The 15,216-nt window shown below is 70.3% G+C and carries 19 protein-coding genes and 1 pseudogene; 5 read left to right on the top strand and 15 right to left on the bottom strand.

Annotation, left to right across the window (positions count from 1 at the left end):
• Nucleotides 1–103: 103 nt before the first annotated feature.
• Nucleotides 104–1,393, bottom strand: coding sequence for an acetyl-CoA C-acetyltransferase (locus CEB94_RS23425; protein ID WP_175434088.1), 1,290 nt, complete (start codon nt 1,391–1,393; stop codon nt 104–106).
• Nucleotides 1,394–1,498: 105 nt separating this feature from the next.
• Between CEB94_RS23425 and CEB94_RS23420 the strand changes: the two genes are divergently transcribed.
• Nucleotides 1,499–2,803 carry a 3-oxoacyl-ACP reductase gene (locus tag CEB94_RS23420; protein ID WP_175434087.1) on the top strand — a complete coding sequence of 435 codons (1,305 nt, stop codon included), beginning with the start codon at nt 1,499–1,501 and terminating at the stop codon, nt 2,801–2,803.
• A complete protein-coding gene (locus CEB94_RS23415) occupies nt 2,803–3,654 on the top strand; it encodes a MaoC family dehydratase (protein WP_175434086.1) in 852 nt (283 codons plus the stop codon). Before CEB94_RS23420 ends, CEB94_RS23415 begins: the two co-directional genes overlap by 1 nt.
• Here the strand turns inward: CEB94_RS23415 and CEB94_RS23410 are convergent.
• The 10 genes and pseudogenes from CEB94_RS23410 to CEB94_RS23375 form a co-directional block, all read right to left on the bottom strand.
• Nucleotides 3,642–4,307 (bottom strand): TetR/AcrR family transcriptional regulator, encoded by a 666-nt coding sequence (locus tag CEB94_RS23410; protein ID WP_175434085.1) that lies wholly within the window; start codon nt 4,305–4,307, stop codon nt 3,642–3,644. The genes CEB94_RS23415 and CEB94_RS23410 overlap by 13 nt on opposite strands.
• A 94-nt stretch (nt 4,308–4,401) precedes the next feature.
• Nucleotides 4,402–5,700: a dicarboxylate/amino acid:cation symporter gene (locus CEB94_RS23405; protein ID WP_175434084.1), complete on the bottom strand. Its 1,299-nt coding sequence runs from the start codon at nt 5,698–5,700 to the stop codon at nt 4,402–4,404.
• A gap of 68 nt (nt 5,701–5,768) precedes the next feature.
• Nucleotides 5,769–5,828: pseudogene (locus CEB94_RS42255) on the bottom strand (putative leader peptide); the annotation flags it as partial.
• 182 nt (nt 5,829–6,010) lie between these two features.
• A complete protein-coding gene (locus tag CEB94_RS23400) occupies nt 6,011–6,310 on the bottom strand; it encodes a DUF4229 domain-containing protein (protein ID WP_175434083.1) in 300 nt (99 codons plus the stop codon).
• Nucleotides 6,311–6,401: 91 nt separating this feature from the next.
• On the bottom strand, nt 6,402–6,926 hold the full coding sequence (locus tag CEB94_RS23395) for a GNAT family N-acetyltransferase (RefSeq protein ID WP_175434082.1): 525 nt from the start codon (nt 6,924–6,926) through the stop codon (nt 6,402–6,404).
• Nucleotides 6,927–6,942: 16 nt separating this feature from the next.
• Nucleotides 6,943–7,401 carry a uracil-DNA glycosylase family protein gene (locus tag CEB94_RS23390; RefSeq protein WP_342790431.1) on the bottom strand — a complete coding sequence of 153 codons (459 nt, stop codon included), beginning with the start codon at nt 7,399–7,401 and terminating at the stop codon, nt 6,943–6,945.
• Nucleotides 7,334–7,594 carry a uracil-DNA glycosylase family protein gene (locus CEB94_RS41910; RefSeq protein ID WP_342789745.1) on the bottom strand — a complete coding sequence of 87 codons (261 nt, stop codon included), beginning with the start codon at nt 7,592–7,594 and terminating at the stop codon, nt 7,334–7,336. The genes CEB94_RS23390 and CEB94_RS41910 overlap by 68 nt, the downstream gene beginning before the upstream one ends.
• 93 nt (nt 7,595–7,687) lie before the next feature.
• Nucleotides 7,688–8,851 (bottom strand): aminofutalosine synthase MqnE, encoded by a 1,164-nt coding sequence (gene mqnE / locus CEB94_RS23385; RefSeq protein WP_175434081.1) that lies wholly within the window; start codon nt 8,849–8,851, stop codon nt 7,688–7,690.
• Nucleotides 8,852–8,889: 38 nt separating this feature from the next.
• The gene (locus tag CEB94_RS23380) at nt 8,890–9,345 is read right to left on the bottom strand and encodes an Lrp/AsnC family transcriptional regulator (RefSeq protein ID WP_031141000.1); all 456 of its coding nucleotides are present in this window, start codon (nt 9,343–9,345) and stop codon (nt 8,890–8,892) included.
• A gap of 56 nt (nt 9,346–9,401) precedes the next feature.
• Nucleotides 9,402–10,064, bottom strand: coding sequence for a UbiX family flavin prenyltransferase (locus tag CEB94_RS23375; protein WP_175434080.1), 663 nt, complete (start codon nt 10,062–10,064; stop codon nt 9,402–9,404).
• Nucleotides 10,065–10,179: 115 nt separating this feature from the next.
• Between CEB94_RS23375 and CEB94_RS23370 the strand changes: the two genes are divergently transcribed.
• On the top strand, nt 10,180–10,788 hold the full coding sequence (locus CEB94_RS23370) for a rhomboid family intramembrane serine protease (RefSeq protein WP_175434079.1): 609 nt from the start codon (nt 10,180–10,182) through the stop codon (nt 10,786–10,788).
• Here CEB94_RS23370 and mqnP read toward each other — a convergent pair whose 3' ends face one another.
• Together mqnP and CEB94_RS23360 are read right to left on the bottom strand one after the other, a co-directional pair.
• Entirely contained in the window at nt 10,789–11,691 is a 903-nt protein-coding gene (mqnP, locus tag CEB94_RS23365) for a menaquinone biosynthesis prenyltransferase MqnP (protein ID WP_175434078.1), read from the bottom strand.
• Nucleotides 11,688–13,139 (bottom strand): menaquinone biosynthesis decarboxylase, encoded by a 1,452-nt coding sequence (locus tag CEB94_RS23360; protein ID WP_175434077.1) that lies wholly within the window; start codon nt 13,137–13,139, stop codon nt 11,688–11,690. Before CEB94_RS23360 ends, mqnP begins: the two co-directional genes overlap by 4 nt.
• Nucleotides 13,140–13,205: 66 nt before the next feature.
• On the opposite strand from CEB94_RS23360, the gene CEB94_RS23355 reads away from it, so the two are divergent.
• Complete coding sequence (locus CEB94_RS23355; protein WP_175434076.1) at nt 13,206–13,493, top strand: PLD nuclease N-terminal domain-containing protein; 288 nt, start codon at nt 13,206–13,208, stop codon at nt 13,491–13,493.
• A 3-nt stretch (nt 13,494–13,496) separates the two neighbouring features.
• Here the strand turns inward: CEB94_RS23355 and CEB94_RS41050 are convergent, their stop codons facing one another.
• Nucleotides 13,497–13,607 (bottom strand): DUF397 domain-containing protein, encoded by a 111-nt coding sequence (locus tag CEB94_RS41050; protein ID WP_246112182.1) that lies wholly within the window; start codon nt 13,605–13,607, stop codon nt 13,497–13,499.
• Nucleotides 13,555–14,457, bottom strand: coding sequence for a helix-turn-helix domain-containing protein (locus CEB94_RS23350; RefSeq protein WP_246111887.1), 903 nt, complete (start codon nt 14,455–14,457; stop codon nt 13,555–13,557). The genes CEB94_RS41050 and CEB94_RS23350 overlap by 53 nt, the downstream gene beginning before the upstream one ends.
• A 153-nt stretch (nt 14,458–14,610) precedes the next feature.
• Here CEB94_RS23350 and CEB94_RS41905 point away from each other — a divergent pair, with 153 nt between their 5' ends.
• Complete coding sequence (locus CEB94_RS41905) at nt 14,611–15,216, top strand: DUF7848 domain-containing protein (RefSeq protein WP_175434074.1); 606 nt, start codon at nt 14,611–14,613, stop codon at nt 15,214–15,216.

The following is a 15,216-nucleotide window of genomic DNA, read 5'->3' as shown; positions in this document are numbered from 1 at the left end:
CGCCGCTTTCGGGCCCGTTCCAGGATCGCCGCCACCCCTTGCCCGCCCGCTCCTCTCGGGCCCCGTTCCAGGATCGCCGCCACCCCTTGCCCGCCCGCTCCTCTCAGGCCCGTTCCAGGATCGCCGTCACCCCCTGCCCGCCCGCCGCGCAGACGGAGATCAGCCCGCGGGCGGGGGCGTCCCGTTCGGTGAGGAGCTTGGCCAGGGTGGCGACGATCCGGGCGCCGGTGGCGGCGAAGGGGTGGCCGGTGGCGAGGGACGAGCCGGCGACGTTCAGCCGGGCGCGGTCCACCGTGCCCAGGCCCCGCTTCTCCCAGGCGGCGAGGGTCGCCAGCACCTGGGAGGCGAACGCCTCGTGGATCTCGACGAGGTCGAAGTCGTCCAGGCCCAGCCCGGCCCGCTCCAGCATCCGCGGGACGGCGTGGGCCGGTGCCATGAGCAGGCCGTCCTCACCGCCGGCCGCATCACCGTCCACGAAGTCGACGGCCGCCGTCTCGTACGCGGTGAGGTATGCCAGCGGCTCCAGGCCGCGCTCGCGGGCCCACCCCTCGCTCGCCAGCAGGACGGTCGCGGCGCCGTCGGTCAGCGGGGTGGAGTTCCCGGCCGTCATGGTCGGGTCGGGCTGGTCAAGCCCGAAGACCGGCTTCAGGGACGCGAGTTTGTCCATTCTCGAGCCGGGGCGCAGGTTCTGGTCGCGGGCCAGTCCGCGGAAGGGGACGACCAGGTCCTGGAAGAAGCCGCGTTCGTACGCCGCCGCCAGCCGCTGGTGACTGGTGGCCGCGAGTTCGTCCTGTGCCGCGCGGGCGACGCCCCAGGCGCGGGCGGTGACGGCGGCGTGTTCGCCCATGGACAGGCCGGTGCGCGGCTCGGCTTTGCGCGGGATGTCGGGGACGAGGTGGGCCGGGCGCACCTTCGCCAGGGCCTTCATCCGGCCGCCGAGCGACTTGGCCCGGCGGGCCTCCAGCAGGGTGCGGCGCAGGGAGTCGTTGACGCCGAGGGGTGCGTCGCTGGCCGTGTCCGCGCCGCCGGCGATCGCCGACTCCGTCTGGCCGAGGGCGATCTTGTTGGCGGCGGCGATGACGGCCTGGAGGCCGGTGCCGCAGGCCTGCTGGATGTCGTAGGCGGGGGTGCGGGGGTGCAGTTTCGAGCCGAGGACGGTCTCGCGGGCGAGGTTGAAGTCGCGGCTGTGCTTGAGCACGGCCCCGGCGACGAGCTCGCCGACCGCGCCGGGCTCCTGGAGCCCGTACCGCTCGACGAGGCCGTCGAGGGCGGCGGTGAGCATCTGCTGGTTGGAGGCGGTGGCGTAGGGGCCGTCGGAACGGGCGAAGGGGATGCGCGCTCCGCCGACGATCGCCACGCGCCGCACTGAGGGCGACAGTTGCTGGGGGCTCATCTCGACCTGCTCCTCGTCCGTGACGTAGCCTTACCTCCGGTAACCTTACTCCAGAGTAAGCAGGGGTGGGGCTTCAGTGAGCCGTCGTCGGAACTGGGAGTTGTCATGGCCGACCGCTATCTGCGCTTTACCGGTACCGCGCCCGGCCGCTTCCTCACCCGCCGACTGGGACTGCCGCAGCCCGCGGCGCTGACCCGCTGGTCCCCGGAGCGGCCCGCCCTGGACGGCGGCCTGCTGCACCTCACCGCCGGCCGGTCCGGTCTCGACCTGGCGCCTGTCCTCGCCCGCACCGGGATCGGCCCGGCCGGCTCCGGCCGCGCGGCCGCCGTCGTCCTGGACGCCACCGGGGTGCGGGACGTCGAGGGGCTGGCGGAGGTGCACGCCGCCCTGCATCCCGTACTGCGGCCGGTCGCCACGAGCGGGCGCGTGGTCCTGCTCGGCGCGCCGCTCGACCCCGCCGACCACCACCAGGCCGCGGCCCAGCAGGCCCTGGAGGGGTTCACGCGCTCCCTCGGCAAGGAGATCGGCCGGGGCAGGACCGTGAACCTGGTCCGGCTCACGGACGCCGCCGCCGCGGAGTCCACACTGCGCTTCCTGCTGTCGCCCAGGTCGGCGTATGTGAGCGGGCAGGTGATCGATGTGGGAGCACCCCAGGAGACCACTCCTGCCGACCCGGACCGTCCCCTGACCGGCCGCACCGCCCTCGTCACCGGTGCCGCCCGGGGCATCGGTGAGGCGGTCGCCGAGACGCTCGCCCGGGACGGTGCCCGGGTCGTGGTGCTCGATGTGCCGCAGGCCGGGCAGGACGCCCGGCGCGTCGCCGAGCGGCTCGGCGGCACCGCGCTGCTGCTCGACATGACGTCCGCCGACGCGGGCGCCCGGATCACCGAGGCCCTGCCGGACGGCCTGGACCTGCTGATCCACAACGCGGGCATCACCCGCGACCGGCGCCTGGTGAACATGCCCGCCGAACGCTGGATCTCCGTCCTCGAAGTGAATCTGGCGAGCGTGCTGCGCACCACGGACGCCCTGCTCAAGGACGGGACGCTGAGGCGCGGCGGCCGGATCGTCGCCACCGCCTCGATCGCGGGGATCGCCGGTAACGCCGGCCAGACCAACTACGCCGCCAGCAAGGCGGGCGTCGTCGGCCTGGTCCGCTCCCTGGCGCCGCGCGCGCTCGAAGAGCACGGTGTGACGGTCAACGCGGTCGCGCCCGGCTTCATCGAGACGAAGATGACGGCGGCCGTCCCGCTGTTCATCCGCGAGGCGGGCCGCCGCATGAACTCCCTCGCCCAGGGCGGCCTTCCGGCCGATGTCGCCGAGACCACCGCCTGGCTGGCCCACCCGGCCTCGGGCGCGGTCAACGGCCAGATCGTCCGCGTCTGCGGCCAGAGCCTGCTGGGGGCGTGATGGCCGGCCCCACCGATCTCGCCCTCACCCGGTCCCCCTCCCTCGCCCCGCTCCTCGCCCGCGGGGCCGTGCTGTCCCCCTTCAAACACCCGGGCCCCGACGCGGAGTTCCCCCGCACCCGGCTCGTCCTGCCGGGCCTGCGTGTCGACCTCGCGCGGCTCGCGGCGTACGAGCGGGTCTGCGGGTTCCCGACCGGGGAGGACGCGCTGCCGGTGACGTATCCGCACGTGCTCGGGTTCCCCCTGGCCATGCGGCTGATGAGCGGCCGGGACTTCCCGCTGCCGCTGCTCGGTCTCGTCCACACGTCGTTCACCGTCACGCGGCACGCCCGGATGCCGGCGAGCGGCGCGTACGAACTCTCCGTGCACATCGAGGGGCTGGCCCCCCACCGGCGCGGCACGCAGGCCACGGTCGTCACCGAGGTGCGCGGCGGCGGGGACGTCGCGTGGGAGTCGAGGAGCACGTACCTGGCCCGGCACCGCACCCACCACCTGGCCGAGGGCCCCCGGGAGCCGGAGGCACGCAAGCCGCTGCCCGAGGCCGCCGAATGGCGGCTCGCCGGGGACGTCGGGCGCCGCTACGGGGCCGCGTCCGGGGACCGCAACCCGATCCACCTGCACCCGCTCACGGCCCGGCTGTTCGGCTTTCCCCGGGCCATCGCCCACGGCATGTGGACCGTGGCCCGCTGCCTCGCCGCGCACGGCGTCCCGGAGTCCTGCCATCTGCGCGCCGAGTTCAGGGCACCGGTCCTGCTGCCCGGGACGGTGACGTACGCGGCGCGGGACGGCCGGTTCGAGCTGCGCGGCCGCCCGGACCGGATCCATGTGACGGGGGACGTCTACCCGGTGTGAGGGCCGGGCTGCTCCTCCTCAGGCGCCCAGGGCCGCCCCGCCATGAGGTCGCCGAGCCCCGCCCAGGCGAAGTTCATCAGGGTGGCCGCGGCCTGGCGGGCCGTGACGCCCGGGGTGGCGTTGGCCCAGGCGGCGAGCGACTCGGCGGCGCCTACCAGGGCCTCGGCGAGCCCGGCCACCTCGCGCTCCGGCAGGTCGGGGTCGCGGTGCGCCTCACGGGCACCGGCGAGGATCAGCTGCGTCACGAACGCGACGATCTCCTCGCGCATCGCGGCGACCTCGGAGGCGAACGGCTCGCCGTGCGTACGGGCCTGGAGGTGCAGGACCGACCACGCGTCCGGGTTCTCGCCGGTGTGTGTGAAGAAGGCGCCGAGGCCTTCCCAGAGTTGCCGGTCGGCGGGCAGGTCGCGCCGGACCCCGGCCCGTACCGCCTCGACGAGGGCCCCCGCCTCCCGGCGGATGCAGGCGGTGAAGAGGTCTTCCTTGGAGTTGAGGTACAGGTAGACCAACGGCTTGGACACGCCCGCCAGTTCCGCTATCTCGTCCATCGACGCGGCCATGTAGCCCCGTTGGCCGAAGATCCGCACGGCGGCGTCCAGCATCTGCTGCTCACGGACGGCGCGCGGCATCCGCTTGGTCTTCACGGCACCCATACCGCTTAGCGTACGGGCCCCCTGGACGGCTCTCGCCCGGGAAACCGGGGAGGACCGCCCAGGGGGCCCGTCATCTGTCGAGGGCGATCGGCCCTCAGGCGGTCGCGGGGACCGGCTCGGCCTTGTCGCGCGGCTCGTCCAGGGAGGAGCCGTCGGCCGTGGCGTACGCCGTGCGGTCGAGCAGGTTCTCGCGGGCCGAGACCAGCACCGGGATCAGCGCCTGCCCGGCGACGTTGGTCGCGGTGCGGATCATGTCCAGGATCGGGTCGATCGCGAGGAGCAGGCCCACGCCCTCCATCGGCAGGCCGAGGGTGGAGAGGGTGAGGGTCAGCATGACCGTCGCGCCGGTGAGTCCGGCCGTGGCGGCGGATCCGACCACCGAGACGAACGCGATCAGCAGGTAGTCGCCGACGCCCAGCTGGATGTCGAAGATCTGGGCGACGAAGATCGCGGCGATCGCCGGGTAGATGGCGGCGCAGCCGTCCATCTTGGTCGTGGCGCCGAACGGCACGGCGAAGGACGCGTACTCCTTCGGCACGCCGAGCCGCTCGGTGACCTTCTGCGTCAGCGGCATGGTGCCCACGGACGAGCGGGAGACGAAGGCCAGCTGGATCGCGGGCCAGGCGCCCTTGAAGAACTGGACCGGGTTGACCTTGGCGACGGTCGCGAGCAGCGTCGGGTAGACGCCGAAAAGCACGATGAGGCAGCCGACGTAGATGTCGGCGGTGAACGTCGCGTACTTGCCGATCAGGTCCCAGCCGTAGGTGGCGATGGCGTTGCCGATGAGGCCGATGGTGCCCAGCGGGGCGAGCCGGATGACCCACCACAGCGCCTTCTGGAGCAGGCTGAGGACGGACTCGCTCAGGGTGAGGATCGGCTGGGCCTTCTCACCGAGCTGGAGCGCGGCGATACCGGCGACGGCGGCCATGAAGACGATCTGCAGCACGTTCAGCTCGGTGAACGGCGTGATGACGTCGGTCGGGACGATGCCCGTCAGGAAGTCGATCCAGGAGCCGGTGTCCTCGGGCTTCGCGCCGTCCTTGGGCGTGAGGCCGGTTCCGGCGCCGGGGTTGGTCAGCAGGCCGATGACCAGGCCGATGCTGACCGCGATCAGCGAGGTGATCATGAACCAGAGGAGGGTGCGCGAGGCCAGGCGGGCCGCGTTGTTGACCTTCCGCAGGTTGGTGATCGAGACGAGGATCGCGAAGAAGACGAGCGGGGCGACCGCGAGCTTCAGCAGCCCGATGAAGGTGTCGCCGACCTTCTCCAGTGTCGTGACCAGCCAGGACAGGTCCTGGTCGCGGGCGAGCCAGCCGAGCAGCACACCCAGAACGAGACCGGCGAGTATCTGGGCCCAGAAGGGCACCTTGAAGGATTTCGTGTGTGAGGACACGGACTGACTCCGTTGGGGGGACGCGTTGGGAAACTGACGTGGGAGACGGCGGGGGGGGTTGCGTTACGTCAGGGACGACAGAAAGCGGACGCGCACCGACAGAGATCCACGTGCAGGCGCGCCACGAGCGGAACGCTCAGGGCTGAGTGGGGCGCGGCTGCTGACTTCATGCAACGACCTTAACACCTGAGCTTTGGGGACCCCAAAGCCTGGCTTTGATAGGTGACGACGCACACACACCCATACAACGCAAAGCGCCCCGTTTCCGAGCATGTACGGAAACGGGGCGCCGGAACGCGTGTGAGGGACCTTACGAGGTCTGCCCCTGGGCGCGGGCGGTGTCGTCGGCCACGTCCTCCTGGCTGCGGCTGGCGTCCATGTTGGCCTTCATCCGGTCGACGCGCTGCGCGACCTGCAGGGACGCCCGGTCCCGCTCCTTGCGCAGCGCGACGAAGCTGATCGGCGCGGAGATCAGCAGGGCGAGCAGCACGACCCACAGTCCGTTGCTGTCGCCGAGGCCGCGCGGGGCGATGCCCGAGTAGACAGCGCCCCAGACGACCACGAGGCAGCCCACGAAGATTCCGAGGCGCATCAGCGTGTAGCGGAGCATCTCAATCCACTCTTCCGGTTCGAACGGCCAGAACGCACCCAAAGGGGCACCGTCCAGTGAAGCACGCCGAACGGCCGATCTTGCAGGGGGGTCAGTCGAGCGGCAGCAGCATGATGACGTCGTCCCGGTCCTCGCCCGGCGCCACCCGGATCGCCCCGGGAATCCGCCCGACCTCCTTGTACCCGCAGGACGCGTAGAACCGCTCCAGCCCGAGCCCGCCCCGGCAGGTCAGCCGGATCGCCTCGATCCCGTCCATCCCCCGGGCCGCGTCCGCGGCGGCCCCCAGCAGATCCCGCCCGTACCCCTTCCCCTGATGCCGCGGGTGCACCATCACCGTGTACAGCCACAGCCAGTGCGTCATCAGATGGTGGGTGTTGAACGTCAGGAACGCGGTCGCCGCGACGTGCCCCTCCTCGTCGTGCCCGACGAGCAGTTTGACCCGCCCCTCCGCCATCGACACGAAGTGCTGCACCAGCGCGGGGCGGATCTCCTCCCGCGTCACCGGAGGCACGTACCCGACGGCGCCGCCGGCGTTGGAGGCATCGGCCCACAGATCGAGCAGGCCGTCACGCAGCTCGGAGGTGACGGCTGGTTCGAGCGTGAAGGTAAGGGGCATGACCGGATTGTAGCTATTACGACAGGGCGTCCGCGGCCACTTTCAGGTCCGACACCAGCCCGCGGTACGCCGCCTCCCGGTCGTCGGACCGCAGCACCGACGACGGATGCACGGTCGGCACCAGCCGCTCCGGCCGCCCGTGGATCTCCTCCTCCAGCACCGTCCCCCGCACCTGCGTGACCCGGAAGGAGGACCCTAGCAGCGCCTTCCCGGCGGTGGCCCCCAGTACGACGATCAGCTCCGGCTCCACGACCGCGAGCTCCGCGGCCAGCCAGGGCCCGCACGCGGTCATCTCCCGCAGGCTGGGCGCCTTGTGGATCCGCCGCTTCCTGGGCTCGGCCTGCGTGAACTTGAAGTGCTTCACGGCGTTGGTGACGTAGGCCTCGGAGGGATCGATACCGGCTTCCTCAAGGGCCCGGTCCAGCAAACTTCCCGGCCGGCCCGACGAACGGCTTCCCCTGCCGGTCCTCCTGATCCCCGGGCTGCTCCCCCACGAGCATGACCCGGGCGTCCTTGCTCCCGTCCCCGAACACGGTCTGGGTGGCATCCCGATGCAACGGGCACCCCCGACACTCGGCAGCGGCCTTCCGCAGAGCGGGAAGACCGCCCCGACCAGGAACAAAGGGTTCAGCGGTATAGGCATCCTCAGGTGCCGAGGTTCTGACCATGCCCTCCGGGTACCCCCCTCAGGGGCGCGGGACTCTGCCGATATGCGGCTCCGCCGCGGGGCGCGAGCAACCCCCACCCACCTGAAGCCGCAATCACACCCGCATAGGCTGCGGCGACTCGCGAAGCTCAGGGTCGGGCCCGTCATACTCCCGAATGATCTCGTACCGAGTGTTCCGCTCCACGGGCCGGAACCCGGCATCGCGAATCAGATCCAGCAGATCCTCACGCGTCAGCTTGTTCGGCGTCCCGTAGTTGTCCGCGTCATGCGTGATCTTGTACTCGACGACGGACCCGTCCATGTCGTCCGCCCCGTGCTGCAACGCGAGCTGCGCGGTCTGCACCCCGTGCATCACCCAGAACACCTTGACGTGCGGCACGTTGTCGAACAGCAGTCGCGACACGGCGAAGGTCTTCAGCGCCTCCGCCCCCGTCGCCATCTGCGTCCGCGCCTGAAGCCGGTTCCGCACCTTGCCGTCCTGCATGTCGACGAAGTCGTGCTGGTACCGCAGCGGGATGAAGACCTGGAAGCCGCCGGTCTCGTCCTGGAGCTCACGCAGCCGCAGCACGTGGTCCACCCGGTGACGGGGCTCCTCGATGTGCCCGTACAGCATCGTGCACGGGGTCTTCAGACCCTTCTCGTGCGCGAGCCGGTGGATGCGGGACCAGTCCTCCCAGTGGGTGCGGTGGTCCACGATGTGCTGCCGGACCTCCCAGTCGAAGATCTCCGCGCCGCCACCGGTGAGGGACTCCAGCCCGGCGTCGATGAGCTCGTCGAGGATCTCCGACGCCGACATGCCCGAGATGGTCTCGAAGTGGTGGATCTCCGTGGCCGTGAACGCCTTCAGCGAGACGTCCGGCAGCGCGGCCTTCAGCTCCCGCAGCGACCGCGGGTAGTACCGCCACGGCAGGTTCGGGTGCAGCCCGTTGACGATGTGCAGCTCGGTGAGGTTCTCCGACTCCATCGCCGTCGCGAGCTTGACGGCCTCCTCGATGCGCATCGTGTACGCGTCCTTCTCCCCCGGCTTGCGCTGGAAGGAGCAGTACGCGCAGGAGGCCGTGCACACGTTGGTCATGTTGAGGTGCCGGTTGACGTTGAAGTGCACGACGTCGCCGTTCTTGCGCGTCCGCACCTCGTGCGCGAGGCCGCCGAGCCAGGCCAGGTCGTCCGACTCGTACAGCGCGATGCCGTCCTCACGGGTCAGACGGACACCCGCCCTGACCTTCTCCTCCAGCTCGCGCTTGAGCCCGAGATCCATGCCCACACCTTTCCTCGACGACGACCCCAACGGTACGGCTACTCCTCTTCCGGCAGCTCCCCGACCCGGTTCTCCCACTTCGTGGAGAGCACGATCGTCGTACGCGTCCGGGAAACGCCCTCGATGCCGCTCAGCCGCCGGATCATCTTCTCCAGGCCGTCCACGTCCGCCGCCCGCACCTTGAGCATGTACGAGTCCTCGCCCGCGATGAACCAGCAGTCCTCGATCTCCGAGAGGTCCTTGAGGCGCTGCGCCACGTCCTCGTGGTCGGTGGCGTCGGAGAGTGAGATGCCGATCAGGGCGGTGACGCCGAGGCCGAGCGAGGCGGCGTCGACGGTGGCCCGGTAGCCGGTGATGACACCGGCCGCCTCCAGCCGGTTGATGCGGTCGGTGACGCTGGGTCCCGACAGTCCGACGAGGCGCCCCAGCTCCGCGTAAGAGGCCCGGCCGTTCTCCCTCAGGGCCTGGATGAGCTGCCTGTCCACCGCGTCCATTGCGATCGAAGCCTTCCGCTGAAGTGGTCGTTGAGTCCGATGAGGTTCGGTACTGCTCAGCCGTCGCGGCGTGCGCCGCCGCCGAGTTCACCCTGCCAACGGCGGTAGAGCCCGTGCGGCACGCCCGCCGCGTCGAGTACGCGTCCGGCGACGAAGTCCACCAGGTCCTGGATGTGGGTCGCGCCCGCGTAGAAGGCGGGTGAGGCGGGCACGACCGTCGCGCCCGCGTCGTCGAGGGTGACCAGATGACGCAGGGTCTGGCCGTTCAGCGGGCTCTCGCGCACGGCCACGACCAGCTTGCGGCCCTCTTTGAGGGTCACGCTCGCCGCCCGCTGCAACAGGTCCTTCGACAGACCGAGCGCGACCCCGGCCACGCTCGCCGTCGAAGCGGGCACGATGAGCATGCCCTTGGTGGGGTACGACCCCGAGGAGGGCCCGGCGGCCAGGTCGCCGGCGCTCCAGTGCCGTACGGCGTCGATGTCGACGGAGAACGTGTCCGGCTTGCCGTCGGCGCCCCGGGACAGCCATTCCCGCAGGTCGGCCTGCCAGTGGGCGTCCCGGAAGGAGATCCCGGTCTCGTCCAGCAGGGTGAGCCGCGAGGCCCGGGACACCACGAGGTCGACGCTCTCGCCGGCGGCGAGAAGGGCCCGCAGCACGGCAGCGGCATACGGGGTGCCGGAGGCCCCGGACACCCCTACGATCCAAGGCGTACGCGGCATCTCGCCTGGCTTGACTGGGTTCACAACACCGAGCCTATCCGGCGTCGCAGGGTGGGAACCGGCCCAGGGGTGCGGGCCGTTGCACGGAGAGGACGAGCGAGCACTGGGGGTCGCCATGTCGGGTCCGGAAGCAGGGTGGTCACAGAGCGCTCGTGCGCTGGCCGCGGGCAAGCTGATGCTGGCCTGGGTGGCGCTGCTGTGGCTGCTGGAAGTGGTGGACGTGGCCACAGGCCACGCGCTGGACGGCTTCGGCGTCACCCCGCGCGACCCGTCCGAGCTGGTCGATGTCGTGCCCTCGTCCTTCATCCACTTCGGCTTCGCTCATCTGGCGGCGAACACCGTGCCGCTCCTGGTCCTCGGCTTCCTCGCCGCGCTCACGGGCCTGCGCCGGTTCCTGCTCGTCTGCGCGCTGATCATCGTCGTGGACGGCCTGGGCGTCTGGCTCATAGCCCCGGACCGCACCAACACCGCGGGCGCCTCCGGCGTGATCTTCGGTCTCTTCGGCTTCCTCCTGGTCAGCGGCTTCGTGGAGCGCCGCGCCCTGGGTGTGCTGGCCGGTGTCCTGATCGCCGCGATCTGGGGCGGCTCCATCCTCACGGGCCTGGCCCCGACCCAGACGGGCGTCAGCTGGCAGGGCCACCTGATAGGGCTGGCGGCGGGTGTGGCGGCGGCGTTCGTCTTCCGCCGCCGCCCGGAAGCGAGCCGCGCGCTCACCGCGCCGTGATCAGACGGTCAGACCCCGAACCAGCAGATCCAGCAGCGCGCACACGAACAGGGCGATCCCGATGAAGCCGTTGACGCTGAAGAACGCGCGGTTCACTCGGGACAGGTCATGGGGACGGACGATCGAGTGCTCATAGAGGAACGCACCCGCCACGATCAGCAGACCCAGCCAGAAGAAGGCTCCGGCGTCGGTGGCGAGGGCGTACCAGACGAACAGGGCCGTCGTCACCGCGTGACAGACCCGCGCTCCCCAGATGGCCGCCGGGATGCCGAAGCGGGCCGGGACGGACAGGACGCCGATCTCGCGGTCGGTCTCCACGTCCTGGCAGGCGTAGATCAGGTCGAAGCCGCCGATCCAGATGCCGACGGCGAGGCCGAGGATGACCGCGTCCCAGGACCAGGAACCCGAGATCGCCAGCCAGCCGCCGACCGGGCCCATCGCCTGGGCGAGGCCGAGGATGGCCTGCGGGAAGTTCGTGAACCGCTTGCCGTACGGATAGACCACCATCGGGATCACCGCGATGGGGGCCAGTGCCAGGCACAGCGGGTTGAGCAGGGCAGCGGCGCCGAGGAAGACGACCAACGCGATCAGCGCACCCGTCCAGGCGTGCTTCACCGACATCGCGCCGGTCACCAGCTCGCGCTGCGCCGTACGCGGGTTCCTCGCGTCGATCTCCCGGTCGATGATCCGGTTGACCGCCATCGCGAAGGTGCGCAGGCCCACCATGCAGACGGTGACCAGCAGCAGCCGGCCCCAGTGGACGTTCTTGTCCCACTGGAACATCGCGGTGAGCGCGGCGATGTAGGCGAAGGGCAGCGCGAAGACCGAGTGCTCGATCATCACCAGCCGCAGGAAGGCCTTGGTGCGTCCCGGCTGCGGGATCGCGGCGGAAGCGGAACTCACAGCCCGTACTCCTTCCAGCGACGGTCCACCTTCGCCGCCGTCTCCGGATCGGACTCCACCATGTCGGGCCAGCCGCCGTCGCGCGTGTAGCCCTCCTCGGGCCACTTCTTCGTCGCGTCGATCCCGGCCTTGCCGCCCCAGAACTGCTGGTAGGAGGCGTGGTCCAGATGGTCGACCGGGCCCTCGACGATGCTCAGGTCCCGGGCGTAGTCCGTGTTGCCCAGCGCCCGCCAGGCGACCTCGTGCAGATCGTGCACGTCGCAGTCGGAGTCGACGACCACGATCAGCTTGGTCAGGGACATCATGTGCGCGCCCCAGACGGCGTGCATCACCTTCTGCGCGTGCTTCGGGTACTTCTTGTCGATCGAGACGATCGCGCAGTTGTGGAAGCCGCCCGCCTCCGGCAGGTGGTAGTCCACGATGTCCGGCACGATGATCTTCAGCAGCGGCAGGAAGAAGCGTTCCGTCGCCCGCCCCAGGGGCCCGTCCTCCGTCGGAGGCCTGCCCACGACGATCGACTGGAGCAGCGGCCGCTTCCGCATCGTCACGCAGTCGATCTTCAGCGCCGGGAAGGGCTCCTGCGGCGTGTAGAAGCCGGTGTGGTCGCCGAACGGACCCTCGGGCAGCATCTCGCCCGGCTCCAGCCAGCCCTCGATCACGACCTCGGCGTGCGCCGGCACCTGGAGCGGCACGGTCTTGCAGTCGACCATCTCGATCCGCTTGCCCGCGAGGAAACCGGCGAACAGGTACTCGTCGATGTCCCCGGGCAGCGGCGCGGTGGAGGCGTACGTCACCGCGGGCGGACAGCCGAAGGCGATCGCGACGGGCAGCCGCTCGCCCCTGCGCGCGGCCACCTGGTAGTGGTTCCGGCTGTCCTTGTGGATCTGCCAGTGCATACCGATGGTGCGCTTGTCGTGCCGCTGGAGCCGGTACAGCCCGAGATTGCGGATGCCGCTCTCGGGGTCCTTGGTGTGGGTGAGCCCCAGGTTGAAGAACGACCCGCCGTCCTTCGGCCACGTGAACAGGGCGGGCAGCTGGTCGAGGTCGACATCGTCCCCGGTGAGGACGACTTCCTGAACAGGGCCGTCCTTCACCTTCTTCGGCGGCACGTGCGTCATCGCGCCGAGCTTGCCGAAGGCCTCCCGCACACCGACGAACCCGTGCGGCAGCTCGGGCTTCAGCAGCCCGCCGATCCGCTCGGAGATCTCGGCGTACGACTTCAGCCCCAGGGCTTTCAGCAGCCGCCGGTCCGTGCCGAACACGTTCATCGCGAGGGGCATGCTCGACCCGCGCACGTTCTCGAAGAGCAGGGCCGGACCGCCGGACTTCTGCACCCGGTCGACGATCTCCCCGACCTCCAGATATGGGTCTACCTCGGCCTTGATGCGCTTGAGGTCGCCCTCGCGCTCCAGCGCCCTCAGCAGGGAGCGAAGATCGTCGTAAGCCATGGGGTCCAGTATCCCCGAGCCGCTACCCTGGCCTGGAACCGCCCACCGTTTTCGCTGAGAGGCCGCATGCTCCGGGTACTGATGTTCCTCGTGCCGCTGGCGCTCAGCGTGTACGCCTTCATCGACTGCATCAGCACGAAGGACGACGAGATCCGCCACATGCCCAAGCCGCTGTGGGCGATCCTCGTACTGCTGTTTCCGCTCGTCGGGTCGATCTCCTGGCTCATCGCCGGCAAGAAGCGGGTGCCTCCGGCGGAGCGTCCCCGGCAGTGGGTGGCGCCCGACGACAATCCCGACTTCCTGAAGTCCCTCGAAGAGGAGAAGGACGAGGACCCCAAGCGGGACGAGTCGTGATCGTCAGAGAGCGGCTGTGAACGCCGACCAGGCGGACCGGGTGACGACCAGGACCGGACCTTCAGGGTTCTTGCTGTCGCGCACGGGGACGGTTTCGGGGAAACCGGGGGCTATTTCTATGCAGTTGCCGCCGTCGCCGTCGCTGTAGCTGCTCTTGACCCAGGTCAGCGCGTTCCTGTCCATGATGCCCGTACCTCTCCATCGTCTCGTGGATCAGAGCGGCGGACTGAGGAGCTGACAGGGCGTCCGCCCTGAGCACATCATAGAACTGGTTATAGCGCTCGTAGAGGGCCGGATCGTTCGTGAAGTGGCCGCGACTCAGGGACTCCGAGTACAGCCAGTGGCACCCTTCCGGCAGCGTGATCAATGACATGGAGCCGCTGGGACGGACGATCTCGAAGGGGCCGGCAGGAGCGACCTGGATGCGGATGTTGGGTCGCCCTGCCAGGTTGAGCAAGTGAGCGCACTGGTCTTGCATGACATCCGGGCCACCGACCACGTTGCGCAGGCAGCTCTCGTCGAGGACGACGACGTACAGCGGACCTCCATCGGCGAGGAAGCGTTGCTGTCGGCTCAGGCGAGCTCGCACCCGCTCCTCGAGCTCCACCCCGCTCACGTAACGCGAGGAGAGTGCCCGGGCGTAGGTGGACGTCTGCAACAAACCCGGGATCACACGCTCCTGGTACTCCCGCAGGGTGACGGCCACCTCGTCCATCTCCGCCCGCCGCCGGAACCAATCCGGATGCTCCACCTGTGGGTACCAGTCGATCCGGCCCCACAGCCGCGCCAACACCCCACCCGTTCCCAGGAGTTCGTCACAGTTCTTGGCGAACGTGTCCTGCGGAACCCTCGTACCGGCCTCCACCCGCGCCACATGCGACCGGTCGCACGGGATCTGCCTCGCCAGACCCTCCTGCGTGAGCAGCGCGGCCTCGCGGAAGTGCCGGAGTACCTCTCCGAACACGGCGGCCGTACTCGCCCCCGAGTCCGCTCCACCGTTTCGTCGGCTCACGGCCGCCCCCTCCGTGACAGTGCACCGGTGTCACACGCCAAGCATTGAACCGGACTGTTCCCGTGCGCAACGCTCGATACACCCAGAGTGACGGAGGTGCACGGAATGGAACCGGGAACGCTCGTCTACGACCCGCAGACGCGCAAGGTCGGCGAGTACCAGGACAGAACCGGCCCGTACGCGATGCTGCGCCCGGTCGGCGGCGGCCGGGAGTGGCAGGCGGACCCGGCACGGATCCGCGAGGCGACGCCGGACGAACGGCTCAGTGCGGGCGTCCGCGCCCTCAACGAGCGTTCCAGAGAGGCTCTGTCGGCCGATCCGCACCGGCCCCCGGCCCCGGTGCCCGGGTGCGCGGCATGCGAGGAGCTGGCGGTCCGGCGGGACAGGGCGCGGGCGGCGTTCGACGGCAGCGCCGTGACGGACGCGAACGTGCTGCTGCGCCAGCACCAACGCGCGGAGCACGGTGGGGAACCGGCCGGCCGCAGGATCTTCCGGTACGTGCCGTACTCGATCGTGCAGGACGCGTCCGCCCTGCCGGAGTACGAGGCGTACTGCGTCTCCGGTGAGGAGGAGGACTGTGGGGCGGGTTCGGGTCCGTGCCAGGCGCCCGGCGAGGTCGAGGAGTGGCAGCGCAGGCACACCCAGGAGACGAGGCACCTGCGCTACCGCCGCAGTTTCGCCGACTACGCGGTGCTGGAGAGGCAGGGCTGA

The organism is Streptomyces hawaiiensis (assembly GCF_004803895.1).
GTDB lineage: Bacteria > Actinomycetota > Actinomycetes > Streptomycetales > Streptomycetaceae > Streptomyces > Streptomyces hawaiiensis.
Note: the sequence above shows the minus strand (reverse complement) of the source record. Positions and strands in the feature narration are given on the sequence as shown.